The sequence below is a fragment of the Elusimicrobiota bacterium genome, assembly GCA_028718185.1.
GTDB lineage: Bacteria > Elusimicrobiota > UBA8919 > UBA8919 > UBA8919 > JAQUMH01.
In genome coordinates this window covers 14,710-33,728 of the sequence record JAQUMH010000004.1, presented here as the reverse complement: position 1 = coordinate 33,728, position 19,019 = coordinate 14,710, and the positions used below count along the sequence as shown (strand labels likewise).

Here is a 19,019-nt window from a genome sequence, read left to right as displayed (position 1 = left end):
TTTTAATATTATTTGACAAATAAAGAAAATTTGTTATAATGAGTCCATTAATATTAAAAAAGGAGTTATGGAAAATGAAAAATAAAAGTGGTGATCATTTCTTGTTAAAAAAAGTTTTTTTTCTGCTAACAATTACCTCGCTTTTGAATGTTTTTTCTACAACACCCTCATATACACAGGAAAACCACAAAAAAGTAAGATTGGTTGTTGAAAAAAGTGTCGGTCTTCCAAGACCTGATGATTCAAGAGCGCCAACAATGTGTAATAGGCACGTTCTTCGGGCATTCAAAGAAAAATATCCCTGGATAGAAATTATAGAGTCCGGCGGTGTTGCTTCTAATCAATCGGTTCTGGGACCTGAAAATGGAACACTTATGTCAATAGCAGGCGGCATTGCTCCGGATATTATTAGCGTTAATTTTAAAAAGTCAGATTTTTTTATTCAACAGGGGTTTTTGCAGCCACTTGATAAATTTATAGAACAAATGCCTAAAGAAGAACTTAAAGAAAGAATCGTTCCCGGTGCAATCCCGGTAGTATATCGTGAAGGACCGGATGGGGGGACTAAACACTGGTGGGCAGTCCCATATGAAAATTGGATTATGGGTTTTGCTTACCGTAAAGATTTATTTTATGATGCCGGCCTTAACCCTGAACATCCACCCGAAACATGGGAAGAATATATAGAATACGCCCGCAAAATTGCCGATCCTGAAAAAGGCATTTATGGCACTCAATTCACAAGTGGTGGAGGTGCTTCATGGAATTTTTATTTTCTACTTTTATCTGCAGGCGCAAGATTTGTTGAACAAGATAAGACCGGAGAATGGCACGCAGTTTTTAATACACCAGAAGCGGTGGAAGCAGTTTATTTTTGGCTTCGACTCATACAACAACCTTTTGTGAAAAATGGTAAAACTATTGATGGTGCAGCTTTCTATGGCACTGATTGGTATTATACAAAATGGAAAACAGGTAAGATGGGTATGCTCCAATTTTATTTTAATGCAGAAATGATCGCTGAGGTAGATCCGCAAATTGTCGGAATAGCTCCGGTACCAAAAGGTCCTACCGGATTAAGGGGTTCGGAACTTAATTGTTCTATGATGGGTATATTTTCAGGAATAAAAGACCCTGATGTTCTTGATGCAGCATGGAAATTTGTATATTTTTGGGGAAGTCCTGAAGCAGATAAAATTCGCACTAAAGTATATGTAGAGAATGGTTACGGTAATTTTATTAATCCTGCACTACTTAGAAAATATGGTTATACCGAATACTTAAAATATGTACCTAAAGGGTGGGAAGAGAAATACAAGGAAGCATTATACAACGGTGTTCCTGAGCCATATGGTAAAAACTGTGCTGAGGCTTATGGTTATGTATCTGAACCTTTAGAATTAGCAATATTAGAAAAACTTGGTACTAAACCGCCTGAAGTTGCAAAAAAACGTATAAAAGAACTATTAGACATAGCAGTTGCTAAGACAAATGAGAAGATGATAGGAATAATTCCGCCGAAGAAAATGGCATTTAGACGAAAAGTGGCATTATCTTTAGCTATTGTTATTTTTTTAACTTTCATTTTTGCGTTTATATATATTATGAAAGTATTTACTCCTGAAGGAACCAAAACAGGATGGGGATTCAAGAAATACTGGATTGCATATTTGATACTCGTTCCGGCTGTGTTTGGTATGGTACTGTGGCAGTATGTTCCTACGATACGCGGTACTATTATGGCTTTTTTGGATTACAAAGTACTTGGGGGAAGCACTTTCGTAGGTTTAGATAATTTTGTAAATGTACTTTTTAATCAAGAATTCTGGCTGACGTTGTGGCATAGTATATATTTTGCAGGTTTAATGCTTGGTTTAGGTTTTTTCTCGCCAATATTCCTTGCTATAATGTTACATGAAGTACCAAAAGGTAAAGTATTTTTCAGAGTAATATTTTATTTACCCAGCGTAATAAGTAGCATAATAGTAGTATTATTATGGAAAAGTTTCTATGAACCATCAAATAATGGAATATTAAACAAAATTTTAACTCTTATTTCTGGAAGTAAAATCCTTCCTCAGGATTGGCTCCAAAGCCCCAATTTTGCTATGTTTTGTGTAATAATACCTATTATTTGGGCATCTGTGGGACCTGGTTGTCTCATTTATCTGGCTGCACTAAAGACTATACCTGAAGATTTATATGAAGCAGCAGACATAGATGGTTCTAACATCTGGCAAAAATTATGGAATGTAACTATACCTACAATCAAACCGTTAATCACGATAAGTTTTGTAGGTGCATTTATATCAGCATTTAGGTCAGTAGATTTTATATTAGCAATGACAGATGGCGGACCAGCCGGAAAAACAAACGTATCGGAATTATTAATATTTAAAACAGCATTTTTTAACTTAAGATTTGGAATGGCAACAGCAATGAGCTGGTTAATAGGTTTTATATTAATAGGATTCACCGTATACCAATTAAGATATTTAACCAAAATGCAGTTCAAGACAGCAGAGTAAAATAAAAAAAAGCAGAGGCGTCCGAAGTCCAATGTCCGATGTCAGAAACATTGGAAGCAAGAAACAAGATGCAAGAAGTAAGATTTTTAATACTTGTTATTGCTTCTTGTTCCACTATAGCACCATCGCACTATCTCACTATCGCACTGTTTTCATTGGGGGGTAAATGTCCAGACAAAATTTGTTGAAAGTAGTATGCATTTTTATGTTGGGTATATTTACAAGTGTTAGTGTCTTGTTCGGTATAGCTGACACAACACCACCTGCTAAAATAACATATTTTCTTACTGCATTTCCGACTCCTAAAACAATCACGCTAGTATGGCGGTCTGTTGGCGACGATGGTAATTCAGGCACAGCAGCCAAATATGATATCAGATATTCACTTTCACCGATAAACACAGAAGCAGACTGGAATTCAGCTACTAAGGCTACAGTAAATATGGTTCCAAATCTTGCCGGTTCTGCGGAATCATTTATTGTTTTTGGACTTACACCTTCAACAAAATACTACTTTGCAATAAAAGCAGGAGATGAAGTTCCAAACTGGTCTCCATTATCCAAATCACCGAGTGCAACAACATCTGCTCTTACAGATACAACACCACCCGGCAAAATAACAGACCTTGCAACAAGTGACCCGACGCCGAATTCAATAACTCTTACATGGTCCGCTCCAGGCAACGATGACAACAGTAATGGTCAGGCTGCAAAATATATACCATATGATATGAATCGTCAAAAACCTACTCCGCAATCACAATGGTTATATCATCTGGCTTCACGGTATATACCGTATGATATACGATACTCACTTTCGCCGATAACAGATGCAAACTGGGATTCTGCAACTAAAGTTCAGGGGACACCGGCAGCACAACAGGTATTTAATCAGGAGGCATTCACAATTGTTGGACTTTCACCTTCAACAAAATACTATTTTGGAATAAAGACAGCAGATGAAGTCCCAAACTGGTCAGTTGTATCAAATAGTCCTAGTAACACTACAAAAGCTATAAGTGTAACTGTTCCATATAAGGGAGTCCCATTTCAGATTCCATGCAAGATAGAAGCCGAAGATTTTGATAATGGCGGTCAAGGTATATCATATTACGATACAACGAAAGGTAACGCAATGTATCGCGATATACCGACAGGTGAGCCGGAGAACGCTTACCGAAAAAAAATGGATGTAGATGTCGAGTCCTATAGTGGAGCGAGTGGGGGTAATGATATTGGCTGGGTTATGGCAGGTGAATGGTTAAAATATACGATAAATGCAAAGACAGCTGGAACATATACTATAGAAGTTAGTGCAGGATGTGAAGGCAATGGCGGTAATTTTCACATAGAGTTTGATGACATAGATAAAACAGGACAAATAACAGTTCCTAATACGGGTAGTTGGCAGAATTTTCAAACACTAAAGAAGACAGGGATAAGTTTAAGTGCGGGGAAACATATAATGAAGTTGGTAATGGATACTGTAGGTAACGAGGCTATTGGTAATTTTGATTATATTAATATATTAAGTGAAGGGCAACTAAATCCGGAAATAAAAGTAACAGCACCTAATGGCAGTGAAAATTGGGTAGCAGGCAGTAAGAAAGCAGTAACATGGTCAACGCAAGGTACAGTAGGAAATGTAAATGTAGATTTATCAACAGACGGTGGAACTAACTGGACAACAATAGTTCCGAATATAGCTAATGATGGTAGCGAAACAATAATAGTTCCAGATACTGATAGTATTGCTTGCAAGATACGTGTACAGGATGTAACGGGAAGTCCCGGGGACATATCAGATAATAATTTTAAAATTTCTCTTACACCGCCAAACAATAATTTGCTTTTTCATGAAGGAGCAGTATTCCCAAATCCTAATCTTGCACCTATAAACCCGCCATATGTTATTTATTGGTGTGCAGGAAGTGGCGAGCAACCTCATGAAACCATGAATTTTTCCGGTTATAAGTGGATGACTAAATCATGGCACGATGAAATGATTGCAAAAGGTAAACTACCGATACCGTTTACATATGCTAGCAGGGATGATGCATCAAAAGCTGATAATCCGGGATATCTTGACACTGAAGAAAAAATGTATAATACCTATTTCAAGATTGCCAATGAAGGATATTATGGTCTATCAATTGACGAATGGTCTGCCGGGGATTGGGATAACCGGGTCAAAGAATCCATTGCAGCGCTCAGGCGGGTGAAAAAACAATTCCCCGATTTTTTTATAGTTGCTGCATATTATGGTGATGCTTTTGATGAATTAATGGCTAGTGCAAGCGATATAGTAAGTCTTTACAAACCGGAGATATATATTTACCCGGGGACCAAGGAATACAGAACATATATCAAGAAATATACTGACTGGGTAAAGTACTTTGACCTTGAAGGTAAAACCTTAGGTATACTAAGCGGTGGAGATGATTTTCACGGTCATCCGGCGGATATTGATTTGTGGATAAAATATTTACGTGCAGAATCACCTCGAATGGCTGGTCTTGGCATGGGAATATTTAAGCTCTATGCTTTAAGTCCGGAAGAAAGAGCAAAATATGACAAAGTGTTTGATGATAACTTCTTTAAATTATCGCCGTCTGTTACAATAACTGCACCGTTAAAAAATGCCAAATTAGGCGGAACAACCAAAATTGCGGTTAGTGCCACAAAAAATTCTGAATCAGACAACCCTGTAGTTTCTTACCGTTATTTTATAGATAATAAACTTGTCAAAATATCGTCAAGTCCTGAATATCAATGGAATACCGCCGGTCATTCAAAAGGGAAACACATAATAACGGTTCATGCTGTAGATGATAATTATCTAACCGGTGTGAGCCAGGTAAATGTGACGGTAAAGTAGAAAAGAGTTATAGGGTTCGTAGTGTTATAGAGTTTATGGGGTTCAACTAATTTTAAAGTCAAACCCTAAAACCCTATAACTCTAAAACGCTATAACACACATTACGCGTTACATAATTTTTAAAAGGAGGTAGTTGAAGATGAGGAACTGGATAGTTTTAGGGATAGTGTTTGGGATTTGTTTGACTTGCGTGGGGCAAGTTGAGGCGAAGAAGAAAGTTATCAGTAAAAAGACAACTGCTGCTAAGCAAAGTGACGATAAAACAAGTAAAACTGCTGCTAAAAAGAAAGGGTCAGTAGCAGATATAAAGATTGAAGCAGAAGATTTTGACAAGGGCGGAGAAGGTGTAGGATATCACGACAAAGAAGCAAGGAATTATGGGGAACAATATCGTCTTGATGAAGGAGTAGATATAGAAACCAATGGTACTGCCGGAGGTTATGATGTTGGCTGGGTTACGGCAGGTGAGTGGTTAAAATATACGGTAGATATAAAGACAGCAGGGACATATACGATAGAAATACAAGCGGCAGCAGGTGGTAAAGGCGGTACTTTTCACATAGAGTTTGATGATGTGGACAAGACAGGACCTATAACAGTACCTGATACAGGCAGCTGGCAGACTTGGCAAACACTGACAAAGACAGGAGTAAGTTTAAGTGAAGGAAAACACGTAATGAAGTTGGCTATGGACACTAACGGTGCAGAAGCAGTCGGTAATTTTGATTATATTACTTTAAAATACGAAGGTGCACAAAGTGATGCCGGAGCGGAAGAAAAACCGGTTAAAACAGTTGCTGTTAAAAAGCAAGCAAGTGTTGCCGGTAATATTGCAAAAGGAAAACCTGTAACAGCATCGTCTATTGAAAGTGGGGCGACACCGATAGAAGGAGCAGTAGACGGTGATGCGGCAACACGCTGGGCATCAGCATCTAGTGATCCACAATGGATACGAATAGACCTTGGTGCTGTTTACGATATCAAAAAAGTAGTTCTGAACTGGGAAGCAGCATATGGTAAGGACTACGATATACAAGTATCAAATGATGACAATAAATGGACAACAATATATACAAAGACAGACGGTATTGGTGGTATAGAAGAAATACCGTTAAAAGGCAGTGGTAGGTATGTCAGGATGAATGGAACCGCAAGAGGAACGAATTACGGATATTCATTGTTTGAGTTTGAGGTATATTGCCAATAACTATCTGATAGTATAGCAATATTTTAATGGTATATAATAGCAATTTTAATTAAAAAAAAGGCAACTTTAGCTATTGGCATATTTTTCATAATAGGAATAGCAATTAATTTATAAAAAGACCTTGACAAAAAAGTAGTTTTGTGTTATATAAATAGTTAGGGGGAAAAAGTATTTCATATTGTTTACCCCGCTTACTGCGGGGTCATGTGCCCACGATTAACATCGGGGTTATGTTCTTGTTCGGTGCAGTAGCTCCGAACTCCGAGCATTAACTCATCCGGTGCAGTTGCTCCGGATTCCGCGCACTAACCCGATTCTTATTTATAACTGAATATGTGATCGGGATTGTGTTCTCGTTCGGTGCAGTAGCTCCGAACTCCGAGCACTAATCCGAAAAGGCTACTCTCGTGAAAACGGGATGAGTTCGCAAAACCAAGGGCTAAGATAGTTAATGCCAACACAGGTTGCCGATAAGCAAAAGGTCTTGATAATCGTGCCATTAATCTATGTTATCAAGACTAAAAACTATCAAGCCAGCAAGGTTACCGAAAACAAAAGAAGTTGTTAGAAAATAGTGTTATAGTAGGATAGCCCTCCACTGAATCTTTGGCGGGCAAGTGCGTTAGTGGGATAGGTTGAAAGCCTAAGCACTAACAAACTAATCCTTGCCCGCCAACGACGTAATGGCGGGAACAAATACACTAATTTTTAATAAGCTTCTTTTTTTGTTTTATTGAGTCCCCTACCGGAGACTCAATAAAACAATCCCAATAACAAATTTAGTTATAAATAAGAATCGGGTTAGTGCTCGGAGTTCGGAGCTACTGCACCGAACGAGAACACAATCCCGATAACAAATTCCATTATAAATAAAAATCGGGACAAACAATTACACATTGCAAATATTTTAATCAGAGATATTTATGAATAAATCCATAAAATTATTTTTCTTATTTGCAGGTTTGACATTAATAAGCGTTATAACAGCACAATCATTATCAGCAGTGTTAGCTTTCAAAAGGGGCGTATTAAACAATTGGGCTGATTTGACTAATTATAAAGCTGACATTGATAAGGCAATATACTACGGTGCAGATTCTTTTTCTCCGTCCGGCCCACTACCAGCTTATATAGCAGGTGTTAAAAACGGGAATCATGATTATATTGGCGATGGTGTCACTTATGCGTATTCAAAAGGTGTAAAAACTTATTTTTTTATGGTTATAGGCAAATATACCGGTGACGATTATGAAGCTTTTAAAAATAGTACTTCTGCACAGAACCAGTTTCTTTCGGACTTAGAATGGGTATTGCAACACTATCCCACTCTTGCTGGTATAGAAATGGAAGAACCACATTTTCATGGCTCACCAGTACCGAATGATGGTGGTGCAGCATGGCGTGCGTTCACCAATAGTTTTTTCACTAAATGCAAAAATGTAATTGCTAAGTATAAACCTACTGACCAACCCGACGTCTTTGTATGGTCGTTCAATTCAGCATCCAACTCTGCATCTAACGTTTCTTTAATAGGAATTGATACTGTTTACATTAATGCAAATAAATTATTCAATGCATTTGAAATTCAGAATAGTGCACAATCTCTATCGGACTATCAGTATAATGTTACAGCATGGCAGTCAAGGCTCCCAAATCTTGAGGTTTTTTCCTGCACATATTTAAATTGGTCATCTCTATGTGACGCTTGTGAGGTTCAGTATCCGAATTGGGATAATCCTACATGCTGGAACCAGGCATTTTTTGACCAAGTTAAATGGGCTAAATCTGTTGGTCATTCTATACGAATATTCATACATGGCAGGCTCACTACATCCGCTTCAATGTGGCCTAATGACACCACACCGGGTGCAACAGCAGGTGAGAAAGTAAGATATATCTGGGGTGGAACCCAGCAGGCGTATTCTGCAGGCATCCCCTGGCTGATAACAACCAGCACTATCACACCCACAAAAATAGAATCAGAGAATTTTGATGTGATGTCCGCCGGTTCAGGTCAGAATGAAGCATACTATGATACTACACTGGATAATCAAGGAGGAGCATACAGAACAACCGAGTATGTAGATGTAGGCAATTGCACAGATACCGGCGGCGGGTATTATGTAGGCTGGACAAAACCCGGTGAGTGGCTGGAATACACTATAAATGTGACAAAAAGTGACGAATACAAAATAAAATTACGAGGCGCACGTGGCGGCAGCGGCACCGGCGGTCTTTTACATCTTGAATTTGGGAAACATAACGAAGCAGCATACTGTAAAACCGAATCTGTCAGAATTCCTACAGTCAGCTGGACCAGCTGGAGTGATGTATTATTAGCCCAATCAATAGTACTAACGACCGGCACCCAGGTAATGAAGTTAGTAATGGAGTCCGGCAGTGCCGCTGATTGCGGTAATTTCAATTACATAAGCATAGTAGTAGAACCTGATGTAACCAAACCGGCTGTAGTAAATGATTTAGTAGTGAGTAATCCAACTGCCGGAACAATATCTTTAAGCTGGACAGCAGTAGGTGATGACGGTACAAAAGGGACAGCAAAACAATATGATATCCGCTATAGCAGTGTAAGTGATTTAACAGAAAGCAACTGGGCAACAGCGACACAATGTCTTAACTTGCCTGTTCCGGATTTGAGTAAGACACACCAGAGTTATGTAGTAGAAGGATTAATTCCTGATACAAATTACTATTTTGGGATTAAAGTGGCAGATGAAGTGCCGAACTGGTCAGTAATCTCCAACAGTCCCGGCGGAACAACAACATCCAATAATCCGCCTGTATTAGAATGGTCAGGTGATACAGGCTATAGTGCAGATGGAGTAAATCCCGAGACCGGTAATGTGAATACCAATTACGAGTATAGAGTGTTATACAAAGATGTAGATGGCAATGCACCAAAGAGCGGGTATCCGCGGGTCCATATATTAAAGGGTGGGGTTGAGATAAGCGGTAACCCGTTTGTTATGACTACTACTGATGACACTAGTTCGTATACAGTAGGCAGGATATACAAATACACAACAAAGTTAAGCGGATTAGGTAGTGATTACAGTTATTATTTTGATGCCCAGGACATAAACGGTGGAGTATCTGTCCCTACAACAACAAAAGATTCACCTGATGTGTCAGCGATGACTTACGATATCAGGGGTAAAGTGAGTGAGTATAAAAGTCCTAACAACAGGATAAGCGGAGTTAGCATGAGTTTAAGCGGGTTAAGAGATGCAGATTATACAACATCAAACGAACTATCAGCGGACTATAATTATGAGTTTGTCGGCTTAACAAGCGGTATTTACACAATAGAGCCGAGTAAGACAGGTTGGCGGTTCTGGCCTAACAAGATGGAGTATACAATGTTTGACAGTAACCTAGTTAATCAGGATTATGTAGGCAGACCGTTTAGTGTGACAAGGTTAGTTAATCCGATGGTGCAGGTAAGCAGTGGAATAGCAGTAACGCCAATGGGAGATAACAGCAGTGTAGACAGCGAGATAAGCGTAACTGTGCCTTTGGGTGCCTTTTCATTAATAACAACTTTAACATTGACCTCTACGGAAGTGCCTGCAAGTAATAACAAAACGATAAAAGTAGTTGGATATGGAGTAGATATAATAAATGACAAGAACCTGCAGCCTGTAAAAGGGATAATAATAACAATAACTTATGATGACAGTGCAATATCAGGGTATAATAAGGACAATTTAGTAATAGGCAGATATGATGATAATGATAAAAGTTGGGTAGGATTACCTACTACAAAGAGTGGAACGAACAAGCTGGTAGCCGGGAGTAATCACTTGAGTAAGTTTGCGTTGTTGGAATTAGTTTCAACGATAGATTTGAGTAATATTAAAATATATCCTAATCCGTATAATCCTGCTACTGCGGTAAGTGGTAAGTTAAAAGTAACTAACCTGCCGATGAATAGTGTCATGAAATTATATAGCATAACAGGTGAGTTGGTTCGTGAACTCAAAGAGATAGATTTTGGTAACCTTGGCTGGCTCGAGTGGGATGGTAAGAATGATGATGGTGACAAAGTAAGTAAAGGAGTATATATTTATCAAATAGAAGACACTGCGGGTAAAAAAAAGGCGGGGAAGATAGGATTAATTAAATAAAGGTTAGCGAGTAAAATCAGTTTCGGCTTCAAGAATTTATATTTATCCATATTTATATGAAAATAGTATTTTTATTAAATGTTGTTTTTTTGCGGAAGTGACCTGGAGGTGTATTAAAGTATTTTTTGAATAATCTTGAAAAGTGGTATTTGTTAGCAAAACCTACTTCAGCAAAAATAGATTTTAACGGCAAATCTGTAGTAATAATTAAATTTTTAGCAGTTTCAAGACGAATAATTCTTAAATCTTCCATTGGTGTTAGACCAATCAGTTTTTTATATGTTTTTAGAAAGTGATATTTACTCATATCGGCGTAATTTGCCAGCTTTCCCAATGTTAAAGGTTCCTTTAAATTATTTTTCATAAAAACTCTTATTTTATCAATAAGAGGATGTTTTTCTTTGTATGTAGTTATTTTTGTCAATTCAGCTATTATAACATCTAAAATTTTTTCTTGCAGTAGATGTCTGCGAATATATCTCGAATTAGTTTGTTCACATGCCCAGTTAGCTAAAGAGTAAACTCTCTTATTTGAATCGTGAATTAAAGTAGGAAGTTCTACTTTTCCCTTTTTTTTCCAGTGAATAACAATAATTCCAGCCTGATCATTAGCATCATTCAATTCTTTGTGTTGTAATCCTGAAGGATAATATAAAATATCACCGATATTTGCCTGGATAATTTTTCCAGATATTTCAACACGCACTGAACCTCTAGTAACAACTACTAATTCATCAAATGAATGGTAATGTTTTTTAACTTCCCAATCAGGAAATGGGTCAAGAGTATCGACAACAAGTAATTTACTGTTTTTTTTAACTTTCCAGTTATAATCTAGTTTCATACGATAGTCACCACAATTACAGACAACAATTTAACAATCTCAGCCATTGACTTATTTTACCCTGTACGCTATACTCTTATTAGAAGGAGCAGTAAGAAACATAAACATTATATAAATAGATTTAAATTTGTCAATAGCAATTTTATACCAAAAACAGAAAAGGAGGAAACTGAAAGTAAGTTATGTTGATTACCCCGCTTAATGCGGGGTTGCATTCTCGGTCGGTGCAGTGGCTCCGACCTGCGAGTGCTAATCCGAAAAGGCTGCTCCCGAGAAATCGGGATGAGTTCGCAAAACCAAGGGCTAAGATAGTGAAAGCCAACAGGTTGCCGATAAGCGACAAATAATTAAAATAGATCTTGTAATAAATGGAAATAAAGTAGAAATTAATAGAAATTACAAAGATCTAACTATCAAGCCAGCTAGGTTATCGAAAACAAAAGAAGAGTATTAGAAATTATATACCAAAAGTGCATAGCGCATTTAGATAGGTATGTAATTTTTAGTAAGCTTCTTTTATTTTTTGGTAATAGTTATAGAAATTAATAGAAATAGATAGAAATTAGAAGAAATTAAACGACAAAGAATTACAACAAATTACAATAAGTTTCAATAAATTTCAGAAAATGGAGGTTAAAATGCGTAAGATGTTAAGTGCAGTAATGTTGGCAGTCCTGGTTGTACCTATTATATGTACAAGCAATGTACAAGCCGGCGTTGGCAGCTCAGCTATGCAGTTTTTAAAGGTAGGAGTAGGCGCCAAGCAGGAAGGAATGGGCGGCGCACAAGTAGCAGTTGCTGAAGATGTCAATAGCGTATATTGGAATCCCGCGGGATTAGGTTCAGTAAGTGCAACCGAGTTATCCTTTATGCATTTATCATATTTTGAAGGAATAAGTTACGAGTATTTAGCAATCGGGCATCCAATAAATGAGAGTTCCACAATAGGCTTACAGATAATGTACCTTAATTATGGCAATATAGACAAAACATTAGAAGATGCAGCCGGCGCATATGATACAGTAGGCAGCGTAGGCACTTTCGGTGCAAAAGACATAGGTGGTGCAATAAGTTACGGCAAACAGGTAGATGAGACAATAAATGTAGGTGGCAGTTTGAAAATGGCGAGCCAGAAGATAGATAGTGACAACACAACAGGTTTTGGAATAGACTTAGGAGTAGAGTATGTTCCAGTAAAAGGCGGATTACAATTAGGGTTAGCAGTCCAGAACATAGGCGGTAAAGTAGGCAGTGACAATTTACCCGGCAATATAAAAGCCGGATTAGGCAAGAAGCTATCGGCATTTGAAGGCGAGAACAACTTAACGGTAGCAGCCGATGTCAATTATGGATTAGACAGTGCAACAACAAGAGAGAATATAGGTTTAGAGTTAGTAATAGCCGAGATGATAGGAATCCGGGCAGGCTATAAGATAGGCTATGACGAAGAGACATACACATTAGGCGGCGGTTTTAAGATAGCCGGTGAAAGTTCAACATTTAATATAGATTATGCATTTGTTCCGACAAAAGATTTAGGCGACACGCACAGGATATCGTTAGGGATAAGGTTTGGAGGGAAAGAGTAAAAGAAAAAGCGTTATAGAGTTATAGGGTTGTAGGGTTTTAACTCTACAAACTCTAAAACTCTATAACTCTATAACTTTACAATATGAAAATAAACCAAATTAGGAATCAAATATATAGAAAAACTGGAGGGAAAGGTATGGGTAAGATTATCAGATGGTGTATGATGTTATCAGTAGTAATGATAGGATTAAGTATGCTTTCAAATGCGTCGCCGCAGTCGGGAGAGGTGTATAAGGAATTTCATAGCAGGTGTGCTGATAATGATAACGGCTGGCGCGTAACAGATCCAACTACAGCAAATGCAACTGCTAAAACTTTTTTGCCAAATGACGCTCAAACAATAAGTTTAGTATCGGGAGATTTGCAGAATGTAATAAGGGCTGAAATAATCATAGACAGATGGGGCGGACATGCCGGAACTATAAATAAAGTTATTAATATAAATGGTAATTCTTGGATTTCTGTACCTAATAATACTGTTAGTATCGCTAATCTTGGAGCATGCGGTGGGGATGTAAATAGTTATATGCTACAAGATAATGTTGAGATAAATATAACAAGTCAATTATCACAACTAACAGCAGGCACCAATAATTTTAACTTTGCATGCGGTGACAATTCCGGATGTGATGGATTTCATGGATGGGGACAATGGGGACAATATGGTGTAATCTTAAGATTATATTATACACCCAGTGCAGTTTCAGCACCATCAGGTACTATTACAGGACCAACTGCCGGTACAATTGGTGAATCGGTTGCAATTTCACTAAACGCTACACCTCCGGCAGGTTCAAGTATATCCAAAGTAGATTATGTTGCATATTATGACGGGTTTGATGAAAATGGTAATAATTATTATTTAGATTGGCATGAATTCTGGAACAGGTTAGGAACCGTGCAAAGTTCCACTGATTTAACAATCAGGGACAATGTCGGAAGTGCGACCTCAGCACCGTGGGGAGTAACATGGAATACTAAATATATACCCGACCAAGGCAGTGTAAAACTAAAAGCAAGGATAAAAGCTGCAAATGGTTACTGGTATGTAACACCCGAAATAACAAATCTTACAATATCACACGCTGGATACACAACAGTGATTTATAAACCTAATAGCTTACCGGCGGACTGGGCACAGCGTACAGGTGTTGATATATCTTGTACTATAACAATACCCGCTGCACAATCGAGCGGTTTGCATGACTTAACTAAAGCAATAGAAAGTATAATGTATTGGAGAACATGGGCAAGTGATAACGCTCCGTTTACTATTAATGCTGTCAATGCCGGCAACACTCAAGATTCCAATACTCTTTATACTTATGCACTTGGAACAAGACCCGTTGATAAATCACTTTTGAGTAATACTGCTATGACTGTTAAAGTTGTTAACCAGACAGTTGAACATGGAACCGAAGTTCTGCTTCCCGGACCTGTGCTTCTTGTCCGGTATAATACCGGCGGAATGCAGTTGGTGGCAGACCCTGTAATAAATCCCAATGGTGGGACATATACCAGCGCCCAGACAGTATATATTAATTGTGCAACAGGCGGAGCAGTTGTAAAGTATACAACCGATGGCAGTAACCCATCCTCAACAAACGGTAATGTATATTCCGGTCCAATAACATTATCTGGTAATGCTACAATAAAAGCAATGGCTTATAAATCTGGTATGTTAGACAGCAATATCGTAACAGCGGCATTTACTATTACACTTCCTACTCAGGGTGACCCATTATATTATGTACCGGTAACAGTGGCAGTCGGCAGTTATGCAAGGTCCGATAAACCTGTAGAAGTAGCAGTTAATTTTACACAGTATCTTACAGCCCTTAGTGTAAATGGCAGTTTAAATGAAAATTCTTTAAGAGTGAGAGAGACCGATAGTACAGGTAATACAATAATAAATGATAGTGTAGTATTTCAGTTTGATAAGGATTCTGCATATAATGCGGCAAGTAATGCAATCGGTACAGTTACATTTATGATGAGTGGTACTACAAATGCAAACGCAACGAGATATTTCAGGATATATTTTGATGTAGATTCATCAATAACAAAAGTTAATTTTACAAATCAGGTAACATTAACGGATAATGTAACGGATGAGGGACAGTCAAGTTATAAGTTTGATACAGCGAATGCAACATATTATTATCATAAGATAGGAGCAGGTTTTTCCAGCATGGTAGATTCCCAGAATAACGATTGGCTTAGTTATTCAGTAGGTAATCAAGCATCAGGCGAATACCGGGGAATACCAAATATGGTGCATGATACCACACTGAACTGTTATTTTCATCCGGGGTTTGATGGTTCATCAGCAAGTAAAGGAGCATCAACAAGTAACATAGTAAGTCAGGGACCATTGAAAGTCAGGATAAACTCAATAAGTAGTGACAACAATTGGAAATGTTACTGGGATATATTTCCTAAATATGCAAGAATGACTCTGTATCAGAGAGATCCTTCAAGAAATTATTGGTTTTTATACGAAGGAACCCCCGGTGGGACATTAAATACTGCTTCTGATTATATAGTACAATCAAACAATACACAAATGAATATAACCGCGACCACAGCGTCAAACATAGATTTACCTGACCCCGAGTGGGTGTATTTTGCTGATGGAACAATAAACAGGAGTTTATATGTAATTAACCATAACCAACCGGATAATTTATATGATACATACTATACAATGGCAGGTCCTACAACTCCAATGACAGTGTTCGGGTTTGGTAGAGGTGCAGATTATTTAGTAAAGAATATGAATTTTACACCGGCATATTTTACAATAGGTTTTGCCGATAGTCGCGATTATGCAACCACTAAAGATACGATAGAATCCGCATGGCGCAGTTTGACTGCAACAATAGGAACTCCAGGCACGAAAGTAATAACTACAGAGCCGATAAAACTTCATCCTGATAATCCGCATTACTTTTTATATAAAGGCAAACCGACAGTCCTGGTTGGGTCCAATGAACATTATGGTTCGGTAATGAATCTTGCTTTTGATTATGTTCCATATTTGAATGAACTCCAGTCCAAAGGACTTAATTATGTGCAAATTTGTTCCGGAATGTATGCTGAAGGAGCCGGAAACAATTGGTGGAATCATCCAGGTTATCACAACTGGTGGAATTATAGAGATAACCCTCTTGGTCCGGATGATAACAAATTTGTCTGTCCTTGGAGAAGAACTGTAGACCTGAACACATATAAATTTGATCTGTCCAAGTGGGACGATCAAGGCACGTCGGCTAATTCATATTTTCCCCGTCTCAAAGATTTCGTTCAGAAAGCTAGTGACCGCGGTATAGTAGTGGACTTTGTCTTTTTCATTCCTTTTTGGAACCGGAATGATCTTCCGGGTGATGAATTCTGGAAACGTAATCCCATGAATTCAATTAATAATATCAACGGCGTAGGAAACACAGCTTCTTGGACAACCAGTGGTTTAAATAGTGTTTGGGATCTTAACAGTAACGGAGGTTTGACACCATATATAAACGCTATGATTACTAAGGTGGTTACAGAATTAAATGGATTTGACAATGTTATGTATCTTCTAACAATGGAACCTAATTACAATGGAACTGAAACTAATAGAGTTATGTCAGGTTCATTTGACAGTAACACAATGAATAAAATAATCGCAGCAGAGGCATCCCTCCCGAAAAAGCATCTTATTGTTCAAAACGCTGTCGGTGATAATAATGGCGATCCTGTTCCTTTTACAAATGCAAATGTGATTGCATGGGATCATTATGATGAAGAACCCGATGCTCAATCTGATCTTACTGCTAATTACTTAAGTTATAACAAACCTTTAGCATGTACCGAGGTAACATATCAAGGTGATAATTATCTTAAAATTCGCAGAATGTTATGGAAATGGATTTTAGCCGGTGGTGCACTATGGAATTTGTGTGATGACTCGTTCACCTATCTGGTACCGGATGGTTCGGTTAAATGCACAATGTGTGCCGACGGCACACAATGCGGACTTACAACAGGTGACCCGTCTTTACGCGGTATTATTAAAATTGCTAAAGATTTTATTCATTCCGTTAATTTTGTTAAAATGACACCTGACAGTTCAAGAGCTCCGGCTGTGAGAGCGCTGGTTGGTAATAGTAGTAACAAACAGTATGCTTATTATTTAGGATCAGGAGGTCAAGCTTCGCTTACGGTTAATTTAGTAGCGGGCAATTATAAAGCAGAGTGGGTTAATACTAAAACAGGGAATATAGATAAGACAGAAACCTTTACACAAAATTCGACAGGTTCTAAGGTATTAACACCACCGGCTTATACTGAAGATATAGCTCTGCGGATATTGGATACAACAGCTGTTATACCGCCAAATGTAAGTATAACCTCAATTAACGTTTCAAATGGCGGTAAGGAACCTGCAACTTTAACTATAGATGTAGATGCATCCAGCTCTTTAGGTATAAAACAAGTAGATTTTTACAACGGCAGTACATGGCTTGGAACAGACACCGGTTCGCCATATGAGTTTGTATGGAATAATGTTCCTGCGGGAAGTTACAGTATAACGGCGAAAGCAACAGATAATAATAATACTACAGCCACGACATCAGCACAAGTAGTAACTATAACCGGAGGTACGCCGGCAACGCAGCAGGCATATCCTGCCGGCGTAGCGTGGTTAATAGGAGCAGGGACAACAACTATACAGGCAGAAGATTACGATATGATGACGAGTGGTACCGGTGAGGGTGAGGCATATCATGATACAGCATCTCTCAATGAAGGTAATTCGATGGGTAATGATTACAGGACGACGGAAGGAGTAGATGTCCGACAAGTTGTTTCAGATGCAGGCGCTGGTTACCAGGTAGGCTGGACAGCACCGGGTGAGTGGTTAGAATACAGCGTAAATGTGAATCAAGCCGGTAACTACAAAATAATACTTAGGGGCGCCAACGGAGATACAATCAACGGTGGTCCGATACACATTGAATTCGTCCAAAATAATGCAACTTATGTTCAAACAACACCGTCAGCAGGCACACCTCCCACAGGTAGTTACGATACATTCACAGATGTAACACTTTCACCCGGAGTAACACTTAACGCAGGTAACCAGACAATGAAGTTGGTTATGGACAATAGTTCTGCATCCGGTAATGGAGATATTAACTACATCCAATTAATAAAAGCAAATGCAGATTTACCTGTGGTTTCAATACCGACAATTAGTCCAAATGCAGGAACATATACAAGTTCTGTTACTGTAACACTTAGTTGTACAACCAGTGGGGCCGCAATAAGATATACAACTGACGGCACAGACCCGACATCATTGTCAACATTATACTCCGCACCGTTTACATTAACCGCGAGTGCAACAATAAAAGCCCGTGCGTTCAAAGTTGCAATGACCGACAGTTCAGTAAATAGCGCAGCATATACAGTAACAGCCGTTACGCCGCAACAGCAGGCATATCCCGCGGGCGTAGCATGGTTGATAGGAACAGGGACAACAACAATACAAGCAGAAGATTACGATATGATGACGAGTGGTACCGGAGAAGGTAATTCATACCATGATTTAACAACAAGCAATGAAGGTGGTGCATACAGGACAACAGAGGCAGTAGATGTGGAAGCATGTACCGATACCGGTAATGGTTATGATGTAGGTTGGACACAGCCAGGTGAATGGCTTGAATATAGTGTAAATGTAAATCAAAGTGGTGAATACAAAATTATACTAAGAACAGCTAATGGACTTGCAACTACCGGTAATCCTATACATCTTGAATTTGGTACTATAGTATAA

The 19,019-nt window shown here is 38.4% G+C and carries 7 protein-coding genes; 6 read left to right on the top strand and 1 reads right to left on the bottom strand.

Annotated elements, in window-relative coordinates:
* The first annotated feature begins 74 nt into the window (after positions 1-74).
* From PHE88_06885 to PHE88_06870, 4 genes are all read left to right on the top strand, one after another.
* Positions 75-2,528, top strand: coding sequence for an extracellular solute-binding protein (locus tag PHE88_06885; protein ID MDD5687540.1), 2,454 nt, complete (start codon positions 75-77; stop codon positions 2,526-2,528).
* A 166-nt stretch (positions 2,529-2,694) separates the two neighbouring features.
* Positions 2,695-5,406, top strand: a complete 2,712-nt coding sequence (locus tag PHE88_06880; protein ID MDD5687539.1) for a carbohydrate-binding protein — start codon at positions 2,695-2,697, stop codon at positions 5,404-5,406.
* Positions 5,407-5,545: 139 nt separating this feature from the next.
* Entirely contained in the window at positions 5,546-6,613 is a 1,068-nt protein-coding gene (locus tag PHE88_06875; GenBank protein ID MDD5687538.1) for a discoidin domain-containing protein, read from the top strand.
* 923 nt (positions 6,614-7,536) lie between these two features.
* A complete protein-coding gene (locus PHE88_06870; protein ID MDD5687537.1) occupies positions 7,537-10,761 on the top strand; it encodes a carbohydrate-binding protein in 3,225 nt (1,074 codons plus the stop codon).
* 52 nt (positions 10,762-10,813) lie between these two features.
* Here the strand turns inward: PHE88_06870 and PHE88_06865 are convergent, their stop codons facing one another.
* Entirely contained in the window at positions 10,814-11,605 is a 792-nt protein-coding gene (locus PHE88_06865) for an AraC family transcriptional regulator (protein ID MDD5687536.1), read from the bottom strand.
* Positions 11,606-12,243: 638 nt separating this feature from the next.
* Here PHE88_06865 and PHE88_06860 point away from each other — a divergent pair.
* Both PHE88_06860 and PHE88_06855 read left to right on the top strand, forming a co-directional pair.
* Positions 12,244-13,194, top strand: coding sequence for a PorV/PorQ family protein (locus PHE88_06860; protein ID MDD5687535.1), 951 nt, complete (start codon positions 12,244-12,246; stop codon positions 13,192-13,194).
* 137 nt (positions 13,195-13,331) lie between these two features.
* Positions 13,332-19,019 (top strand): chitobiase/beta-hexosaminidase C-terminal domain-containing protein, encoded by a 5,688-nt coding sequence (locus PHE88_06855; GenBank protein MDD5687534.1) that lies wholly within the window; start codon positions 13,332-13,334, stop codon positions 19,017-19,019.